This window comes from Dysosmobacter sp. Phy (genome assembly GCF_054476235.1).
Map to the genome: position 1 here is coordinate 628,093 of NZ_CM136997.1, position 17,639 is coordinate 645,731.

Genomic DNA, 17,639 nt, shown 5'->3' on the forward strand with positions numbered 1-17,639 from the left:
GTTCAGTCCTCCTTCTTCTGCTTGATGAACACGTTCAAAAAGACGTTGATCATCATGATGAATAAAAACAGCACCAGCCCAATGGAGAACAGGGCGTTGCGGTGCAGGGAGCCCACGGAGGCGTAGGACATCTCCGAGACAATGGCGGTGGTCAAAAACCGCACCGGCGTCAGCAGCCCCGGCATATTGGCCACGTTGCCCGCCACCATGATGATGGCCATGGCCTCGCCGATGGCCCGGCCGATGCCCAGGACGATGGCGGTGGCGATGCCGCTGCGGGCAGCGGGCACGCTGACGCGGAACACCGTCTCGATGTGAGTGGCCCCCAGTGCCAGGGACGCCTCCTCATACTCCCGGGGCACGGCCCGCAGTGCCGTCTCCGACACGGAGATGATAGAGGGCAGGATCATAACAGCCAGCACAATGATGGCCGCCAGGAGCGTTGCCCCGGAGGGCAGATCGAAGGCCACTCGGATGGCGGGCACCAGCAGGATCATGCCCACCAGGCCGTAGACCACCGAAGGGATGCCCGCCAGCAGCTCCACGGCGGCATGGATCACGGCGGCCACCCTGGGCGGCGCCACCTTGGACAAAAACACTGCTGTCATCAGCCCCACCGGCACGCCCACGAGAATGGCGCCGGCGGTGCCGGCAAACGAGGTGAGGATGATGGCCAGAATGCCGAAGTCATTGGCGGAGGCGTACCAGCGCTTTCCGAAAAGAAACTTGACCGGTCCGATCTCCGCAATAGCCGGCAGGCCGGAGACCACCAGATAGACGCTGATAGCCAGCACAAAGGCCACGGCAACGATGCCGCAGACAAAAAACAGCAGCCCCATGCCCTTTTCCAGGGCCTTGCGGCTTCCCTTGCCCCGGGGGCCCGGTCCCTTCTTTCGCCCATCAGCGGTCAGCACACCGCCCGGCACGGGCCGAAAGGCCATCCCCGCGATCTCATGTTCCATGCAGATTCTCCTTTGCTGTCAGGGGCGCTGGCCCCGGTGTGGGGGTGCATCTCAAAACCGCCGGAGACCCTCCGGCTGCTTTCAGACGCACCCCAGCGGAACGGCCGCCGCACCCTGCGCGGTGCGGCGGCTGACCCGCGTTTGTTGGAATGTTGGTCCGTCAGGTCCCTTTTACTGCGCCACAGGCACGGCACCGGCAGCGGCGATCAGGTCGTTGGCGGCAGTAGAGGTGGCGAAGTCATAGAAGGCCTGGGCAGCCTCGGACAGAGGCTCGTCGGCACGGGTGGCAAACACGAAGGGCCGCTGGATGGCGTAGCTGCCGTCCAGAACAGTGGCCTCGGAGGGAGCCACGCCGCCCACGGTCAGAACGGTGATGCCCTCCTGGCCCTCCACGGCGGAGAGGGAGGCGTAGCCGATGGCGCCGGGAGTGGTGCGGACCGCCTCGATGACGGCGCCGGTGGAGCTGAGCTCCTGAGCCAGGACACACTTGTCCTCGGTGCCGGTGATGGACTCGAAGCCGTCGCGGGTGCCGGAACCGGACTCACGGCCGATGACGGCGATGGCGCCGGCGGTACCGCCCAGGTCGGACCAGTCGGTGACGGCGCCGGTATAAATTTCAGCAATCTGCTCCAGGCTCAGATCGGTGACGGTGTTCTCAGCGTTGACGATGACGGCGATGCCGTCCAGGGCCACGATGGTCTCGGTGAGGCCCGCGGCCTTCTCCTCGTCCTTCAGGGCGCGGGAGCTGAGGCCAATGTCGCAGCTGCCGTTCTTCACGGCCTCGATGCCGGAGCCGGAGCCGGTGGGGTTGTAGGTGACGGACACGCCGGTGTCGGCCTGGAACTGCTCGCCCAGGACGCCGATGACCTCCTCCATGGAGGTGGAGCCGTCGGTGGAGACGGAGCCGCTGAGCTGGGGAGCAGCCTCCTCCGTGGTGGTGTCGCCGGTGGTATCGGCGGTATCCTCCGTGGTCTTGTCAGAGCCGCAGCCGGCCAGCAGCGCGGCAGTCAGGGTCAGAGACAGCAGAATGGAAATCGCTCTTTTCATCAATCATTACTCCTTTACATATGTCTGTTGCTTGGTGCCACGGCCATAGTATAGGCGGCCGCAAGTAAAATCCGACACCAATCCTATGTAAAGTCTGAGTAAAAAGGCCGGAATTATGCTTCTCCCGAACGGGTGCAAAAAAGCGCCTGCCTCCGGAAGGAGGCAGGCGCTTTTTTGCAGTTTTTGACGCAGCCTGCGCAGATCAGTTGCGCTTGACCAGGCCCAGAGTGGCAGTGAAGAAGCTGTACAGCGCGGAACCCGCCAGAGCACCGGCGCCCAGGATGGTCAGGGTGGCCTCGTTCTCGGGGTTGCGCTTGACGGCGATGTAGCGGATCAGCAGAGCCACCAGAATGGTGATGCCGTTGATGGTGCTGCCCACCAGCAAACCGGTGGCGAACAGAATGCCGATCTGCTTATGGCCGCCCAGCCACTGGATCACGGCGCCGGGCACGGCCCAGATCAGCAGCCACTTGGCCACCTCCATGCTGGTACCGGCCTCGATAGTGGACTTGTAGGTGTTGCTGACGGCCACGAACATGCCCTGGTCGAAGTACTTGTTGGCGAACAGCAGGGCCATGACGAAGGCCACGGCAAAGCCGAACAGCTCGGCATAGAACTGCTGCTGGCGGCCGACCTTCTCCAACTCGGGGTCTTTGCCCTCGCCGCGGAGAATGTAGCCGCACTTGAGGTCATAGGCCATGTCGGAGAAGCAGGGGCCGGTGGCGGCGGTGTAGCCGGCCAGGATGCCCAGGGCCAGGGGCGGGAAGCCGATCAGCATGCCCACGATCAGGAAGATCAGAGCGGTGGCAAAGCCGGGGAACCAGCCGGAGTGCATGGCGGAGATGCCCACGATCAGCTCGGAGGCCAGGGCCGCGAAGGCGGCGAACAGGACCCACAGGATGAACATGGGGATGGACATGTCGGTCAGCAGTCCGCAGACCACGGCCAGGACCATGGCCACCACGGCGTAGGCGCCGAAGCCGATGCCCAGGGCGCCCTTCATGTTCTTCATGCTGGAGGTGAACTGACCGGCGGCGGAGGTGTTGCCGTCGCTCTTCTTCATCAGCATGATGCCGCACTGGATCAAGGAGACGATGCCGGCGCCCACCATGATGCCGTGGGGCAGGTAATTCAGGGAGATGTAATCGCTGTACACGAAATTCTCGCCGAAGATGCCGTCCACGAAGTTAAAGTTGAAGCTGAACAGGGCGAAGGAGAAGGCGTTGGTCTTGATGACGCCGATGATGATGCTGCCGATGCCCAGCGCCATCATGGCCCAGAAGTTACCGAACCAGGAAACGCCCAGCAGGTCCATGGGGATGCCGGCGGCCTTGCCCACGGCGCCCATCAGCATACCGATGATGATGCCGAAGGCCTTCTTGCCCTTTTCAATGACGGCCAGCAGGGTTTCCGCGCAGGCCACGCCCGGAGGCCAGGCGCCCTCAGCCGGGAACATGGGCGTGTCGAAGCACTTGTAGAGGATAGAGGCGTCGATGATCGTGGCCAGGGTGCAGCCGATCAGCATGGGCACCATCAGCTCCGGATAGCCCATGACCACGGGGATGCCGATGGTCAGCAGCATGCAGTTGGCCACGGAGAAGGTGGCACCGGAGATGGAGGTCTGGATCAGGTTCTGCCGGTGGATGCTGCGGAACTTTTTGCACACGCTCAGGGGGATCCGGGAAAACACGATGGCAAACAGGGCGCCCACCAGGGAGGTGTTGGGAGTGGTGCCGGTGGCCACGATCAGCTCCATGCCGATGATCGTACCCAGAATGCACATCAGGGTAGCGAAGATCAGGGAAGCCGGCTCGTACCACTTGGGATGCTCTTTCGCGGTAATGTTGAGACCGCTCAGGTTTTTCTCTTCCATTTTCTTCCTCCTCTTTCCTTCAGCTCCCATTGGCGAACCGGGTCGAAAAATGAAAGCCGATCGAGTCATGTATGCAGATTACATCATCATAAATATTTTGTCAATCCCCGGTTTTCCCGATTGACGTTGCCGGAGTTTTCAGTTAAAATCCTAACAATATCCTATGTAATCCCTGTTTTTTTCCTGAAATGAAAAAACTTTTTATATATTTTCCTGTTTTCCGATTATCGGAACAGGCATTTCCGCTCAGCGGTTGCGCTCCTCCGGATAGTTGGACAGCATGCAAGGGCGCATATTCTTCCATGCAAAATGCAGATTTCGAGAAAATGTCCGCCGGGTGCTCTGCTCCGGCGGCGGAGAGGGGAATTTGAGTATGATTCTGGAACGGTCCGATATCGCCCCCCTGTCCCTGGGGGCGCAGGTGCTGGGCGGCGGAGGCGGCGGCTCCGCCGAGCAGGGACTCCGGTCTGCCGCCGCGGCTCTGGAGATGGGCCCCGTGGAGCTGATCCCGGCGGAGGCCCTGCCGGAGGAGGCCCTGGTGGCCACGGTCTCCGGCGTGGGGGCTCCCTCCCGGGGCGGCACCATGTACACCAGCGCCCACTACCTCCGGGCCCTGGAACTGCTGGAACAGCGGCTGGGAAAGGCCGTTGCAGCCTTCATCCCGTCGGAGATGGGCGGCAACGCGGCCTTTGGCCCCTTCCTGACGGCGGCGGCCCGGGGCCTGCCTCTGGTGGACGCGGCCTGCGACGGCCGGGCCCACCCCCTGGGAACCATGGGATCCCTGGGTCTGACCCGAGAGCCGGCGTACCTATCCATACAGGCCGCCTGCGGCGGCAGCCAGGCCGACGGCACCTACACGGAACTGGCCTGTACCGGCTCCGTGGCCACCGCCGCCGGCCTGTGCCGTCAAGCGGCAGATCTGGCGGGCGGCCGGGTGGCTGTGGTCCGCAACCCCGTGACCGCCGGGTATCTGCTCCGGACCGGCGCCCTGGGCACCTACACCCAGGCCCTGGCCCTGGGCCGGGCCATGGCGGGGGCCGCTCCGGCGGACCGCCCGGAGGCCGCCATGGAGACGCTGGGAGGCCGGGTGGTGCTGCGGGGCCGGGTGACGGGGTACCGCCTGATCTCAGAGGGCGGTCTGGACCATGGCGAGGCCCTGGTGAGCAGCAGACAGGGCACCTGTCATCTGACCTTTTACAATGAGTACATGACCCTGGAGACAGAGGGGGAGCGGCTGGCCACCTTCCCGGACCTGATCGCCACCTTTGACGCCGTCACCGGCGCCGTGGTGACTACCGCCGCCCTGCGGGAGGGTATGGAGATCGCGGTGACTGCGGCGGACCGGCACCGCCTGCTGCTGGCGGACGGAGTTCGGGATGGCGCCCTGTACGGCCAGCTGGAGCGGATCGTGGACCGACCGCTGGTGCCCTACATCCGGGATATTCTTCTGGAGGCATGACCTGCGGAGCCCAAAAAGCGGACGGAGGCAACAGCCTCCGTCCGCTCTTCTGTCATCCGGCCCCTCCTCATCGGGGCGGCAGCTCCTCTGCCATGGGGAACTCCATACATCGCTCCGGCGCACCCAGGGCCCGGTTGATCTGACGGGCCAGTTGGCGCAGCATCCGCAGCCGGTCCCGGAACACCTCCGGCGTCATCTCCGAGAGGTACCCGCCGATGCTCAGCCCCGCCACACAGATACCCCGGCTGTCGAACAGGGGCACCGACATGCCCCACACGTCCTTGGTGATGGCCTGCTCCGTGTAGTCGTAGCCCCGCTCCCGGATCCGCGCCAGCTCCCGGCGCAGGTCCTCCCGGGTCCGCTCGTCCATGAACAGGTCCTGTAAGTACGCCTCCTGCCGCTCCCTGTCCAGAAAGGCCAGCAGGATCCGGTGAGAGGCACCGGCGTGAAGGGGATAGCTGTGGCCCACGAAGGGGGTGTCGTTCTGGTCCTGGATGGAGCGGAACCGCTCCACCACCACGCTGCGCATATCCAGACAGGCGGTCATGGTGACGGTGCAGCCGCTCTGGCGGAAAAACTCCCACATATAGCGGCTGGCCACCGCCCGGGCCTTGTGGGCCTGGAGGCCCCGGAGGCCCGCCGACACCAGGGCCGGACCCACCCGGTAGCTCTTGTCCTCATCCTGGATCAGAAAGCCGTGGGCCGTCAGGGTATACAGCAGCCGGTAAACCACGGTGCTGCTGAGCTCCATCCGCCGGGCCACGGCGGTGAGAGAGAGGCTCTCTCCCTCCAAAAACAGCTGCAATACCTCCAGGGTACGGCCGGCTGTCTGCAAATAGTTGGGGTCATCCTGATACTTGGCTCCGCCCGCTTTGTCCATGACGTTCCGCCTCCTTTTCCCCGCCTGAAGGCGGTTTTTTTATAATTGCTGATATTATATCGTGTCCCGTCGGAAAAAGGAAGATACCTTTGCGCACAAACCGCGGCTTGACACCGCTACCCGCTTGTGATATCTATATAAATATACAGAAGAACCGCAGTGTATTTGTATATTATGTACGATTTCCGCCGGATTTTCTCGTTAATTATTCCGATTATCGGAAAATTGCCGCTGACAGTCGGAATGTCGGTGCCGGAGGGTCCGGTGCGGGCGGATGCAGCGGTTCCCGAAAAGAAAGAAGAGGATCACGATGAAACAGGAAAAACGTCTGCTGGACCGCCAGGCGGGCCGCTGGGCCATGCTGGGCGGCTGTCTGCTGGGCGGCGGCGGAGGCGGCTCCTTTGCCATGGGCCAAATGCTGCTGGAGAAGCTGGAGTCCATGCCGCCGCTGTACCTCACGCCTTTGGAGGAGATCGACCCGGAGGCCACCGTGCTCTCCGTGTCCCTGGTGGGCGCTCCCGCCGCCAAGGAGCAGTTCCTGACCCCCGAGGATATGATCCGCACGGTGGAGCTGTTCCAGCGCAACGCCGGCAGCGCGCCCCTGGCCGCCGTCATGACCAATGAGAACGGCTGGTGTGCCACGGTCAACGGCTGGGTGCAGGCGGCGGCTCTGGGACTGCCCCTGGTGGACGCCCAGTGCAACGGCCGGGCCCATCCCACCGGCGTCATGGGCAGCATGAACCTCCACCGGCTGCCCGGCTACGTCACCACCATGACCTGCGCCGGCGGCAATCCGGCCACGGGCCGGTATGTGGAGGGCGTGTTCCGGGGCACCATCGACGCCACTGCCCGGCTGGTCCGTGCCGCCTCCGTGGAGGCCGGCGGCGTGGTGGGCGTGGCCCGCAACCCGGTTACCGCCGCCTACGTCCGGGAAAACGGCGCCGTGGGCGGCATCTCCCAGGCCATCCAGCTGGGCCAGGTGTACGAGCAGGGCCTGGAAGTCTCTCCCCAGAAGGCCGTGGAGGCCGCGGCGGAGTTCCTGCACGGCCGGGTGCTGTGCAGGGGCGCCGTGGAGCACTACACCCTCCGGGGCGAGGGCGGCTTCGATGTGGGCACCGTCACCGTGGACGGCCACGAGCTGACCTTCTGGAACGAGTACATGACCCTGGACGCCCCCGACGGCAGCCGGGTGGCCACCTTCCCGGACCTCATCATGACCGTGGACGCCGCCACCGGCCGGCCCCTGCCCTCCTCCGACATCCGGGAGGGCCAGGAAGTCTTTGTGCTGACCACCCACAACCGCAACCTGAACCTGTCCCCCACCATGCACGACCGGGAGCTGCTGGCCCAGGCCGAGGAGATCATCCGCCGGCCCATGCTGGAGCCCCTGGGACTGTGAACGAGAAAGGAAGCTGACACAACATGGAACTCCGAGAGATCGCCAAGCGCATGATGGTCTCCTGCCTGAACGTCCGGGCGGGCGAGCAGGTGCTGATCGTCACCGATGACAAAAAACTCCCCATCGGCACCGCCCTCTACAACGCCGCCCAGGATCTGGGCGCCGAGGCCCTGCTGATGACCATGACCCCTCGGCAGGTCAGCGGCGAGGAGCCCCCCGCCGCCGTGGCCGCCGCCATGAAGGCCGCCGACGTGGTCATCGCCCCCATGGCCACCTCCATCACCCACACCCGGGCCAAGATCGAGGCCGCCAAGGCCGGCGCCCGGGTGGCCACCATGCCCAACATCACTGAGGATATGTTCAGCCAGGGCGCCATGACCGCCGACTACGACCAGGTCATGGACCTGACGCTGCGGGTGACGGAGCTGCTGACCAAGGCCGCCACCGCCCGGATTGAGAAGGACGGCTGCGTGCTGACCCTGGACCTGACCGGCCGCCCCGGCATCCCCAGCCCCGGTGTGTACCGGGAGAAGGGCCAGTCCGGCAACCTGCCCTCCGGCGAAGCCTACATCGCCCCCCTGGAGGACGGCTCCAACGGCGAGATGGTCATTGACGGGTCCATGGTGGGCCTGGGCAAGCTGGACGAGCCCCTGCGCGTGCGGGTGGAGGGCGGCAAGCTGAAGGAGATCACCGGCCCCGGCGCCGAGAAGCTGGGCGTCCTGCTGGCCAACGACCGCAACGCCACGCTGTGCGAGCTGGGCATCGGCACCAACCACGCCGCCCGGGTCACCGGCATCATCCTGGAGGACGAGAAGGCCTACCACACCGTCCACATCGCCTTCGGCACCAACATCGGCTTCCAGGGCACCAACAAGGCCGACTGCCACATGGACGGCGTGATCCTCAACCCCACGCTGTACCTCGACGACCAGCTGATCCTGAAGGACGGCGAGTTCGTCATCTGAGCGTCAACCACATCAAAAAATCGGGAGGCGAACGCATGAACACTTACAAAATCGGCGTGATCCGCGTACTGACCACCGAGGACCCGGAGCTGCTGAACCTCCACGGCCGTCTGCTGGAGCAGTACTACCCCATGTTCCAGACCGTGTCCCGCTGCATCCCTGACCAGTGGGAGGGCATCCACGACGACGCCACCATGGCCGCCGGTGTGCCCAAGGTGGTTGCCATGGCCCGGCAGATGTACGAGGAGGGCTTCGACGCCATCATCGTCAGCTGCGCCGGGGATCCCGGCGTGGCCCAGGCCCGTGCGGAGGTCCCCATCCCCGTCATTGGCGGCGGGGAGAGCACCGCCACCCTGGCACGGTTCTACGGCGGAAAGGTGGGCACCCTGGGCATCACCGCCGACATCCCCGAGGCCTATCCCCGGATCCTGGGCGACGCCCTGATCCCCGAGGCGGGCATCGGCGAGGGGGTCCGCTCCACCCTGGATCTCATGACCCCCGCCGGCCGGGAGGCCACCATGGCCGCCGCCCGGCACCAGCAGGAACTGGGAGCCCAGGTGCTGGCCCTGAGCTGCACCGGCATGGCCACCATCGGCATCGCTCCCTTCATCCGGGACGAGCTGGGCATCCCCGTGCTGGACCCGGTGCTGTGCGAGGGCGCCGTGACTCTGTTTGAACTTCTGCGGCGGGCCCAGCAGCCCGCCCCGGCGCAGAACTGACATTACATATATTTCTAAGGAGGAAGATTCTATGCTGATCAAACAACTCATTGAGGTCTACGACCTGCTGGACAGCAGCGTGGTCACCGGCGCTGACGTGGTGGCCTACCTCAAGGGCATCAATCCCGACGCCAACATCGAGACCTACCCGCTGGTGGGGCCCCGGGGCAAGACCGACATGGTAAAAGTCCGCATCCCCGGCACCGACGGCAAGACCAAGGGCGGCAAGGTGCCCACCATCGGCATCCTGGGCCGTCTGGGCGCCATCGGTGCCCGGCCTGAGATGATCGGCTACGTCTCCGACGGCGACGGCGCCCTGGCGGCCCTGACCGTGGCGGCCAAGCTGCTGGACATGCAGATGAAGGGCGACTTCCTGCCCGGCGACGTGTTCATCTCCACGCACATCAGCCCCTTCTCCCCCACCCAGCCCCATGACCCCGTGCCCTTCATGAACTCCCCCGTGGACACCTATCAGATCAACCAGGAGGAGGTCTCCCCGGAGCTGGACGCCATCTTCTCCGTGGACACCACCAAGGGCAACCGGGTCATCAACACCCGGGGCTTCGCCCTGTCCCAGCCGGTGAAGGAGGGCTGGATCCTGCGCCTGCCGGAGGCCCTGCTGGACATCATGCAGCGCACCACCGGCCGCCTGCCCTATGTGTTCCCCGTGAACATGCAGGACATCACCCCCTACGGCAACGACATCCACCACATCAACAGCATCATGCAGCCCTGCACCTGCACCTCCGCCCCGGTGATCGGCGTGGCCATTACCGCCGAGACCATGGTCCCCGGCTGCGGCACCGGATGCAGCCACTACACCGACGTGGAGGAGGCCGCCCGCTTCATGCTGGAGGCCGCCAAGGCCTACGGCCGCGGTGAGTTCGCCTTCTACGACGAGGCGGAGTACGCCCGCATTCAGAAGCTCTACGGCTCCATGAAGCACCTGCAGACCCTGGGCAAGGAATGAGATCACGGCCCCCGGCGCACCCGCCGGGGGCCTTTCACAAAGAAAGGAGCGGACACGCAATGAAAATCGGCGCCATCACCATCGGCCAGGCACCCCGGGCCGACGTGACCAGCGACATCATGGACATCTTCAACGGAAAGGTGGAGCTCATGCAGCGGGGCGGCCTGGACGGCCTGACTGTGGAGCAGATCTCCGCCTTCCAGCCCCAGGAGGGGGACTACGTGCTGGTCTCCCGCCTGCTGGACGGCACCTCCGTCACCTTCGCCGAGCGGTACATCCTGCCCCGGCTCCAGGAGGCCATCCACGAGCTGGAGGAGGCGGGCGCCCGGCTGATCGTCTTTTTCTGCACCGGTAAGTTCCCCGCCTCCCTGACCGCCAAGGTGCCCCTGATCTACCCCTGCGACATTCTGGACCGGGTGGTGCCCCTGCTGACCAAGACCTCCCACATCATCACCGTCACCCCCTCTCCCCTCCAGGTGGAGCAGTGCCAGGAGAAGTGGGGCCAGTACGTGGAGAAGGTCACCACCATCCCCGCCTCCCCCTACGGCCCCATGGCCGACCTGGAATCCGCCGCCCGGCAGGTCAAAGACCTGGACGGCGACCTGGTGGTGCTGGACTGCATCGGCTTCACCCAGGAGATGAAGGAGCTCTTCGCCCGGGAGAGCGGCAAGCTGGTGGTCCTGCCCCGGACCCTGCTGGCCCGCGTGGTCTCCGAGCTGACCGACGTGGCCCAGTGAGCCGCCTCTTCCCCGCCTGATCCCATACAGCAAGATCCCCGGCCCGGAGGCAAAGCCTCCGGGCCGGGGATCGTTTCTCTTCAGTTTACCACATTGATGGGCGCGCCGGCCAGGTAGGCCTTCACATTGTCCACCGTGCAGTCCATGATCCGCTGGCGGCTCTCCTTGGCCCCCCAGGACATATGGGGCGTGAGGATGCAGTTTTTGGCTTTCAGCAGGGGGTTGTCGCCCCGGATGGGCTCCGTGGACACCACGTCCAGACCGGCGGCGGCCACCTTGCCGCTGTTCAGGGCGTCTGCCAGGTCCTGCTCCACCACCATCTGTCCGCGGCTGTTGTTGATGATGATGACGCCATCCTTCATCTTGGCGATGTTCTCCTTGTTGATGATGCCGGTGTTGAAGGGGAACAGCGGCATCTGGAGGCCCAGCACGTCGGACCGGGCGAACAGCTCGTCCAGCGTCACATACTCCACACCCAGGGCATGGCCTGCCTCGGTCTCCCTGGCGTCATAGGCGATCACGTGCATACCCAGGGCCTTGGCGACCTCCGCAGTGTGGATGCCGATGTTGCCGCAGCCCAGCAGGCCGTAGGTCTTGTCCGCCAGCTCGATCAACGGATAGTCCCAGTAGCACCAGTCGGCGCAGTTCTCCCATTTTCCCTCATGGACCGTCCGGTCGTGGTGGCCGATGTGGTGGCAGACCTCCAGCAGCAGAGCGATGGCGAACTGGCTGACGGAGCGGGTGCCGTACACCGGCACGTTGGACACGCTGATGCCCTTCTCCCGGGCATAAGCCACGTCCACCATATTGTAGCCGGTGGCCAGCATGGCCACGAACTTGATGCCCGGGCAGGCGTCAAAGGTCCGGCGGCTGATGGGCGTCTTGTTGGTGAGGACCACCTCGGCGTCACCGATCCGGGAGATGATCTCCGCCTCATCGGTGAGGCTGGTGCGGTCATAGACCGTCAGCTCCCCCAGCTTCTCCAGTTCGCCCCAGCTCAGGTCGCCGGGATTTTCCGTATATCCGTCCAGAATCACGATCTTCATAGCGTTCCTCCTTATTCAATGCCGGCTGCGTGCTTGCCTTTTTCATTGTTTTCAGTATAATAAAGGTAAAATTGTATATTGTATAAAATTTTCTCTTGTTTCTTGTATTCCGCACAAAGGAGGGGCTGGTATGTTTATCGCAGAGGAGACCGCCCGTGCCATCGTCAGCGAGATGAAGTCCGTCACCGGCCGGGATATCAACCTCATGGACGGCAGCGGCACCATTCTGGCCAGCACGGACCCCCATCGGGTGGGGCAGCGCCATGCCGGAGCAGAGCAGCTGCTTCGCACGGGGCAGGACAAGCTGGTGGTCCGCCAGGACGATTCCTCCGCCGGCACCCGCCGGGGCGTCAACCTGCCCATTCACATGGACGGGCAGACCGTGGGGGTCATCGGCATCACCGGTCCGCCGGAGCAGGTGGAGCCCCTGGGCAGCGTCATCAAGCGGATGACGGAGATCCTGCTGCGGGAGGCCCGCCGGCAGGAGCAGGAGACGCTGCTGGAGGGCGCCCGCCAGTGCTTCATCGAGACCTGGCTGTTCTCCGATCATGCAGACCAGGGCGACCTGGAACTGCGGGGCCGGCTGCTGGGGATCGACACCACCCAGGCCTGGACCGTGGTGATCCTGGAGGTGGACGCTCCAGAGGAGGCGGCAGGCACGCCGGAGGATCTGCGGGAGATGCGCAACGCCCGCTATCTCAAGCATATCCAGCCTTACCTCCGGGGAGAGGACGGCGCTTTGTGCGCCGTGGTGAACCAGCGGATCCTGCTGATGTATCACAGCCGGGGCCGTCACGCCCTGCTGGCAGCCTTGGACCGTCTGCGCAGCGAACTGGAATCCGCCTTTTCCGCCCGGATCTGCGGGGGCGTCAGCGCCCAGGGCCGCCGGGGCCTGGAGGTCCGCCGGGGCTATCAGGAGGCCAGGACCGCCTGCCTGGCCGCCCGGTCCGGCGGCGGTATCCTGTTCTATAACCAGGTGTCTCTGGAATTTCTGGCCCGCAGTATTCCCGCCGCCATCCGCAGGGACCTGTTCCGGCAGGTGTTCGGCAGCTGTCCGGAGCGGGAGCGGCAGGAGCTGCTGGAGACCGTCCGGCTGTATTTCCAATACGACGGCCAGGTAGACCGGATGGCCCAGGCCCTGTACGTCCACAAAAACACCTGCCACTACCGCCTGCAAAAACTGAAGGAAAAAACCGGATACAGCGTGCACAATCCTCGTGAGAGCGTGCTGCTGTGTCTTTGCAGCCTGTTTGCCGGGCTGGAGGAATCCTGAGAGGAGGCAATCCCATGTCTGTTCACTCTGACGCCCAGACCGTCATCCGCGCCGCTCTTGCCGCCTGCCGGCCTGACGCGGCGGTGCGCCGCGCCCTGGAGGGCCGGGAATTCCCCGCCGGGGGCGTGTACTTGGTGGCCATCGGCAAGGCCGCCTGGCAGATGGCCGCCTGCGCCGCCGAGGTGCTGGGTCCGAAGCTGCGCGCCGGCGTGGTGGTCACCAAGTACGGCCACAGCATGGGCCCCATTCCCCGCTGCGCCGTCTGGGAGGGCGGCCATCCGGTGCCCGACGCCAACTCCTTCCGGGGCACGCAGGCGGCCATGGATCTGGTGCGGGACCTGGGACCGGAGGACCAGGTGGTGTTTCTGGTCTCCGGCGGCGGCTCCGCCCTGTTCGAGAGCCCCCTGGTGCCGGAGGCAGAGCTGGCGGAGATCACCCGGGCCCTGCTGGCCGGCGGCGCGGACATCGTGGAGATGAACACCGTCCGCAAGCGGCTCTCCGCCGTCAAGGGCGGCCGGTTCGCCCAGCTGTGCGCCCCGGCGAAGGTGTTCGCCGTGGTACTGTCGGACATTCTGGGGGATCCCCTGGATATGATCGCCTCCGGTCCCGCCTGCCCGGACAGCTCCACCTGCGCCCAGGCCCTGGCGGTGGCGGAGAAGTACCGCCTGCCCCTGTCTCCCCATGCGGCGGAGCTGCTGGCCCGGGAGACGCCCAAATCCCTCTCCAATGTGGAAACCGCCATCACCGGCAGCGTCCGGGAGCTGTGCGCCGCGGCGGCAAAGGTCTGCCGGGAGCTGGGCTATGAGCCGCTGGTGCTGACAGACCGGCTTTGCTGCGAGGCCCGGGAGGCCGGGTCCTTCCTGGCCTCCATCGCCCGGAGTCACGACGGTGCGGAGCGGTCCCTGGCCTTCCTGGCCGGGGGTGAGACCGTGGTCCACCTGACTGGGGACGGCCTGGGCGGCCGCAATCAGGAGCTGGCCCTGGCGGCGGCCCCGGGCATCGCGGGAATGGCGGACACGGTGCTCTTCTCCCTGGGCTCCGACGGCACCGACGGCCCCACTGACGCCGCCGGCGGCCTGGTGGACGGCGGCACCCTGGACCGTCTCACTGCCGCGGGCCTCACCGTCCACGACGTGCTGCGCCGCAACGACGCCTACCACGCTCTGGAGGCGGTGGGCGGCCTGCTGCGCACCGGCCCCACCGGCACCAACGTCAACGACGTGGCGGTGGTCCTGCTGCGGCGCTGAAAGGCGTTTTCAAGCCCCTCCGGCTGTGCCGGAGGGGCTTTTTCTCTGTGGGAATTGACAGCGGCCAGCCGCTCGCATATAATTGATATATCAACTGTTGACTAGTCAATATTTAAGGAAGGAGGGATCGGGATGGATCTGGAGCAGACCTTCCATCTGCTGCTCTACCGGGCCTTTCACGCCCAGCGCAACCACCTGCGCCAGAACCTGGCTCCGCTGGGCCTGGGCTCCGGCCAGCCGAAGCTGCTGGCCTATCTGGCCGCCAAAGGACCCTGCCACCAGCGGGAGCTGGCCGCATACTACGAGGTGGACCCGGCGGCGGTGTCCCGGATGCTGGAGGCCCTGGAGCGAAACGGCTTCGTCACACGGCAGCCGGATCAAGCCAGCCGCCGGCGGGATCTGGTGGAGATCACTGACAAGGGCCGCCGGGCCCATGAGCAGTGGGAGGCGCGCTGCGGCGAGCTGGAACAAGTGATGCTCTCAGACTTTACAGCGCAGGAGCGGTCTCAGTTTTTTGACTATCTGACCCGGGCCCGCCGCAATCTGCGGGATTTTGAGGAGGGGCGCAAATGAGTCAGCTGCGGCGTCTTTTGGGCTATCTGGGCCCCTACCGCCGGGACATGGTGATCGGCGCGGCTCTGGTACTGGCGGAGACCTGCTTTGAACTGCTGATCCCGGTACTGATGGCGGATCTGATCGACGTGGGCGTTGCCAACCGGGATATGGACTACATTCTAAGCAAGGGCGTGCAGATGGGCGTGTGCGCCCTGCTGTCGCTGTCCACAGGCCTGCTCTACGCCCGCCTTGCCGCCCGGGCAGCCTACGGCTGGGGTGCCCGGATCCGGGAGGCCCAGTTCGAGAAGATCCAGCGCTACGCCTTTTCCAATCTGGACCACTTTGAGACGTCCTCTCTGGTGACCCGGATGACCACCGACGTGACGGTGCTGCAAAACGCCGTCAACGGCGGCTTCCGCCCCCTGATCCGCAGTCCGGTGATGCTTTTGATGGGCGTGGGGCTGTCCTTCTGGATGAACGCCCGGCTGGCCCTAGTCTTTCTGGTGGGCGCGCCGGTGCTGGGGTGCATCCTGTTTGCCATCGTGGGGAAGGTCTCCCCCCTATACAGCCGCCTCCAGCAGGCGGTGGACCATGTGAACAACGTGGTCCAGGAGGGACTGGCCGCCATCCGGGCGGTGAAGGCCTTCGTCCGGGAGGAATATCAGGCGGAGAAATTCGACCAGGTGAACCGCGCCCTCCGGGACACCAGCCAGAACACCTTCCGCTGGGCCGTGCTGAACCTGCCCTCTCTCCAGCTGGTCATGTACATCTCCGTGGTGCTCATCATGTGGTTCGGCGGCAATATGATCCTGGCGGGCAACCTTCTGGTGGGAGAGCTGACGGGCTTTCTCAGCTACGTGTTCCAGGTGATGAACTCCATGATGATGATCTCCAATGTCTTTCTGCTGCTGACCCGGTCCCTGGCCAGCGCCGACCGCATCGCAAAGGTGCTGGATGAGACCGTGGAGCTGACCTCCCCGCCCCAGGCGGAGACGGAGGTGGCCGACGGCAGCGTGGACTTCGATCACGTCTCCTTCAAGTACAGCGCCGGCGCGGAGGAGTATGCCCTGGAGGACGTAACCCTCCACATTCCGGCGGGTCAGACTGTGGGCATCCTGGGGGGCACCGGCAGTTCCAAGACCACCCTGGTCCAGCTGATCCCCCGGCTCTACGACGCCACGGAGGGCACCGTCTTTGTGGGCGGAAAGGATGTGCGCAGCTACGATCTGGACGCCCTGCGCAGCGCTGTCGGCATCGTGCTGCAAAAGAACGTGCTGTTCTCCGGCACCGTCCGGGAAAACCTGCGCTGGGGCGACGCCCAGGCCGGGGACAGGGACCTGTGGGAGGCCTGCCGGACGGCCTGCGCCGACGAGTTTCTAGAGCGGACGGCCAAGGGCCTGGACACGGACCTGGGCCAGGGGGGCGTCAACGTCTCCGGCGGTCAAAAGCAGCGGCTGTGCATCGCCCGCGCCCTGCTGAAGCGGCCAAAGATCCTGATTTTCGACGACTCCACCTCCGCCGTGGACACCGCCACGGAGGGAAAGATCCGGGCTGCTCTGGAGCGCCTGCCGGATGTGACCAAGATCATCATTGCCCAGCGGATCACCTCGGTCATGCACACGGACCAGATCCTCATTCTGGAGGACGGCCGCGTCCACGCCGTGGGGACCCACGAATCCCTGCTGGCGTCGGATCCCATCTACCAGGAGATCTACGCCTCGCAGATGAAGGGAGGGGACATCCATGGCGGCCAGACAGCTTAGCGCCAAGAAGCCCAAGCGGCTGGGATACACCGTGGGGCGGCTCCTGCGCTATCTGGGCCGCCACCGCTACCTGCTGCTGGCGGTGGCGGTGCTGGTGACGGTCAGCGCCGCCGCCAACCTGCTGGGCACCTATATGATCCGACCGGTGGTCAACAGCCTGGTGGACGGCGACGCCGGCACGCTGAAGCGGGGCGTGGCCGTGACAGCGGGGATCTACGCCGTGGGCGTCCTCTGCTCCTTCGGCTACACCCAGACCATGGTCCGGGCGGCCCAGCGGGTGGTCTATGACATCCGCCGGGACCTGTACGACCATCTCCAGACCCTGCCCCTGCGGTTTTTCGACACCCGCCGCCACGGCGATGTCATGAGCTACTTTACCAACGACGTGGACACCATCGCCGACGCCATGAACAGCAGCTTCGCCATGGCCATCCAGAGCTTCATCCAGATGACCGGCACGCTGATCCTTCTGTTCATTCTGAACTGGCGGCTGTCTCTGATCGTGGCGGTGTGCTATCTTGCCATGTTCTTCTACATCCGCTTCAGCAGCCGCCGCAGCTTCTCTGTCTCCGGCACCGCCGCCCCCTTTCGTGTCTGCGTTTGGTTACATATGTTACTTTACCATACGACAGTTACAAATGCAACCCTCTTCTCCGCTCTCCAAACACCAAGGAGGGAGCCGGAATCCCGGCTCCCTCCTTGGCGGAAGATTGGATGAAAAGAAGTTTTTGTCTCTTGCAAGTA

17 protein-coding genes are annotated in these 17,639 nt (G+C 64.9%); 11 read left to right on the forward strand and 6 right to left on the reverse strand.

All coding sequences use genetic code 11. The features are described 5' to 3' along the window. Positions 1 to 2: 2 nt before the first annotated feature. The 4 genes from pstC to ACVDHE_RS03160 form a co-directional block, all read right to left on the reverse strand. Positions 3 to 839, reverse strand: coding sequence for a phosphate ABC transporter permease subunit PstC (gene pstC / locus ACVDHE_RS03145; protein WP_458886152.1), 837 nt, complete (start codon positions 837 to 839; stop codon positions 3 to 5). Positions 840 to 1,133: 294 nt separating this feature from the next. Continuing rightward, on the reverse strand, positions 1,134 to 2,009 hold the full coding sequence (locus tag ACVDHE_RS03150; protein ID WP_458885560.1) for a phosphate ABC transporter substrate-binding protein: 876 nt from the start codon (positions 2,007 to 2,009) through the stop codon (positions 1,134 to 1,136). Positions 2,010 to 2,211: 202 nt separating this feature from the next. After that, positions 2,212 to 3,882 carry an OPT/YSL family transporter gene (locus ACVDHE_RS03155; RefSeq protein WP_458885561.1) on the reverse strand — a complete coding sequence of 557 codons (1,671 nt, stop codon included), beginning with the start codon at positions 3,880 to 3,882 and terminating at the stop codon, positions 2,212 to 2,214. 142 nt (positions 3,883 to 4,024) lie between these two features. Then, positions 4,025 to 4,186: a hypothetical protein gene (locus ACVDHE_RS03160; RefSeq protein ID WP_458885562.1), complete on the reverse strand. Its 162-nt coding sequence runs from the start codon at positions 4,184 to 4,186 to the stop codon at positions 4,025 to 4,027. Between the two features lie 69 nt (positions 4,187 to 4,255). Between ACVDHE_RS03160 and ACVDHE_RS03165 the strand changes: the two genes are divergently transcribed. Then, positions 4,256 to 5,341 (forward strand): DUF917 domain-containing protein, encoded by a 1,086-nt coding sequence (locus tag ACVDHE_RS03165; RefSeq protein ID WP_458885563.1) that lies wholly within the window; start codon positions 4,256 to 4,258, stop codon positions 5,339 to 5,341. A gap of 67 nt (positions 5,342 to 5,408) precedes the next feature. Here the strand turns inward: ACVDHE_RS03165 and ACVDHE_RS03170 are convergent, their stop codons facing one another. Beyond that, the gene (locus tag ACVDHE_RS03170; protein ID WP_213039627.1) at positions 5,409 to 6,221 is read right to left on the reverse strand and encodes an IclR family transcriptional regulator; all 813 of its coding nucleotides are present in this window, start codon (positions 6,219 to 6,221) and stop codon (positions 5,409 to 5,411) included. 310 nt (positions 6,222 to 6,531) lie between these two features. Here ACVDHE_RS03170 and ACVDHE_RS03175 point away from each other — a divergent pair, with 310 nt between their 5' ends. Genes ACVDHE_RS03175 through ACVDHE_RS03195 form a run of 5 tightly spaced genes read left to right on the forward strand, consistent with a single transcriptional unit; the run spans position 6,532 to position 11,011 of the window. Next, the gene (locus ACVDHE_RS03175) at positions 6,532 to 7,620 is read left to right on the forward strand and encodes a DUF917 domain-containing protein (protein WP_325226760.1); all 1,089 of its coding nucleotides are present in this window, start codon (positions 6,532 to 6,534) and stop codon (positions 7,618 to 7,620) included. Between the two features lie 23 nt (positions 7,621 to 7,643). Beyond that, a complete protein-coding gene (locus tag ACVDHE_RS03180; protein WP_458885564.1) occupies positions 7,644 to 8,585 on the forward strand; it encodes an aminopeptidase in 942 nt (313 codons plus the stop codon). Positions 8,586 to 8,620: 35 nt separating this feature from the next. Continuing rightward, positions 8,621 to 9,304, forward strand: coding sequence for an aspartate/glutamate racemase family protein (locus ACVDHE_RS03185; RefSeq protein ID WP_213039630.1), 684 nt, complete (start codon positions 8,621 to 8,623; stop codon positions 9,302 to 9,304). 31 nt (positions 9,305 to 9,335) lie between these two features. Next, the gene (locus tag ACVDHE_RS03190) at positions 9,336 to 10,274 is read left to right on the forward strand and encodes a DUF1177 domain-containing protein (RefSeq protein ID WP_213039631.1); all 939 of its coding nucleotides are present in this window, start codon (positions 9,336 to 9,338) and stop codon (positions 10,272 to 10,274) included. A gap of 59 nt (positions 10,275 to 10,333) precedes the next feature. Continuing rightward, positions 10,334 to 11,011, forward strand: a complete 678-nt coding sequence (locus ACVDHE_RS03195; protein WP_458885565.1) for an AroM family protein — start codon at positions 10,334 to 10,336, stop codon at positions 11,009 to 11,011. A gap of 80 nt (positions 11,012 to 11,091) precedes the next feature. Here ACVDHE_RS03195 and ACVDHE_RS03200 read toward each other — a convergent pair whose 3' ends face one another. Continuing rightward, complete coding sequence (locus tag ACVDHE_RS03200; RefSeq protein WP_458885566.1) at positions 11,092 to 12,057, reverse strand: D-2-hydroxyacid dehydrogenase; 966 nt, start codon at positions 12,055 to 12,057, stop codon at positions 11,092 to 11,094. Positions 12,058 to 12,187: 130 nt separating this feature from the next. Here ACVDHE_RS03200 and ACVDHE_RS03205 point away from each other — a divergent pair, with 130 nt between their 5' ends. From ACVDHE_RS03205 to ACVDHE_RS03225, 5 genes are all read left to right on the forward strand, one after another. Then, positions 12,188 to 13,330 (forward strand): CdaR family transcriptional regulator, encoded by a 1,143-nt coding sequence (locus ACVDHE_RS03205; RefSeq protein WP_458885567.1) that lies wholly within the window; start codon positions 12,188 to 12,190, stop codon positions 13,328 to 13,330. A 14-nt stretch (positions 13,331 to 13,344) separates the two neighbouring features. Continuing rightward, positions 13,345 to 14,577, forward strand: a complete 1,233-nt coding sequence (locus ACVDHE_RS03210) for a glycerate kinase type-2 family protein (RefSeq protein ID WP_458885568.1) — start codon at positions 13,345 to 13,347, stop codon at positions 14,575 to 14,577. A gap of 132 nt (positions 14,578 to 14,709) precedes the next feature. Further along, positions 14,710 to 15,150, forward strand: a complete 441-nt coding sequence (locus tag ACVDHE_RS03215; protein WP_249539367.1) for a MarR family winged helix-turn-helix transcriptional regulator — start codon at positions 14,710 to 14,712, stop codon at positions 15,148 to 15,150. Then, positions 15,147 to 16,895: an ABC transporter ATP-binding protein gene (locus ACVDHE_RS03220; RefSeq protein ID WP_458885569.1), complete on the forward strand. Its 1,749-nt coding sequence runs from the start codon at positions 15,147 to 15,149 to the stop codon at positions 16,893 to 16,895. Before ACVDHE_RS03215 ends, ACVDHE_RS03220 begins: the two co-directional genes overlap by 4 nt. After that, positions 16,876 to 17,613: an ABC transporter transmembrane domain-containing protein gene (locus tag ACVDHE_RS03225; protein ID WP_458885570.1), complete on the forward strand. Its 738-nt coding sequence runs from the start codon at positions 16,876 to 16,878 to the stop codon at positions 17,611 to 17,613. Before ACVDHE_RS03220 ends, ACVDHE_RS03225 begins: the two co-directional genes overlap by 20 nt. Positions 17,614 to 17,639 lie beyond the last annotated feature (26 nt).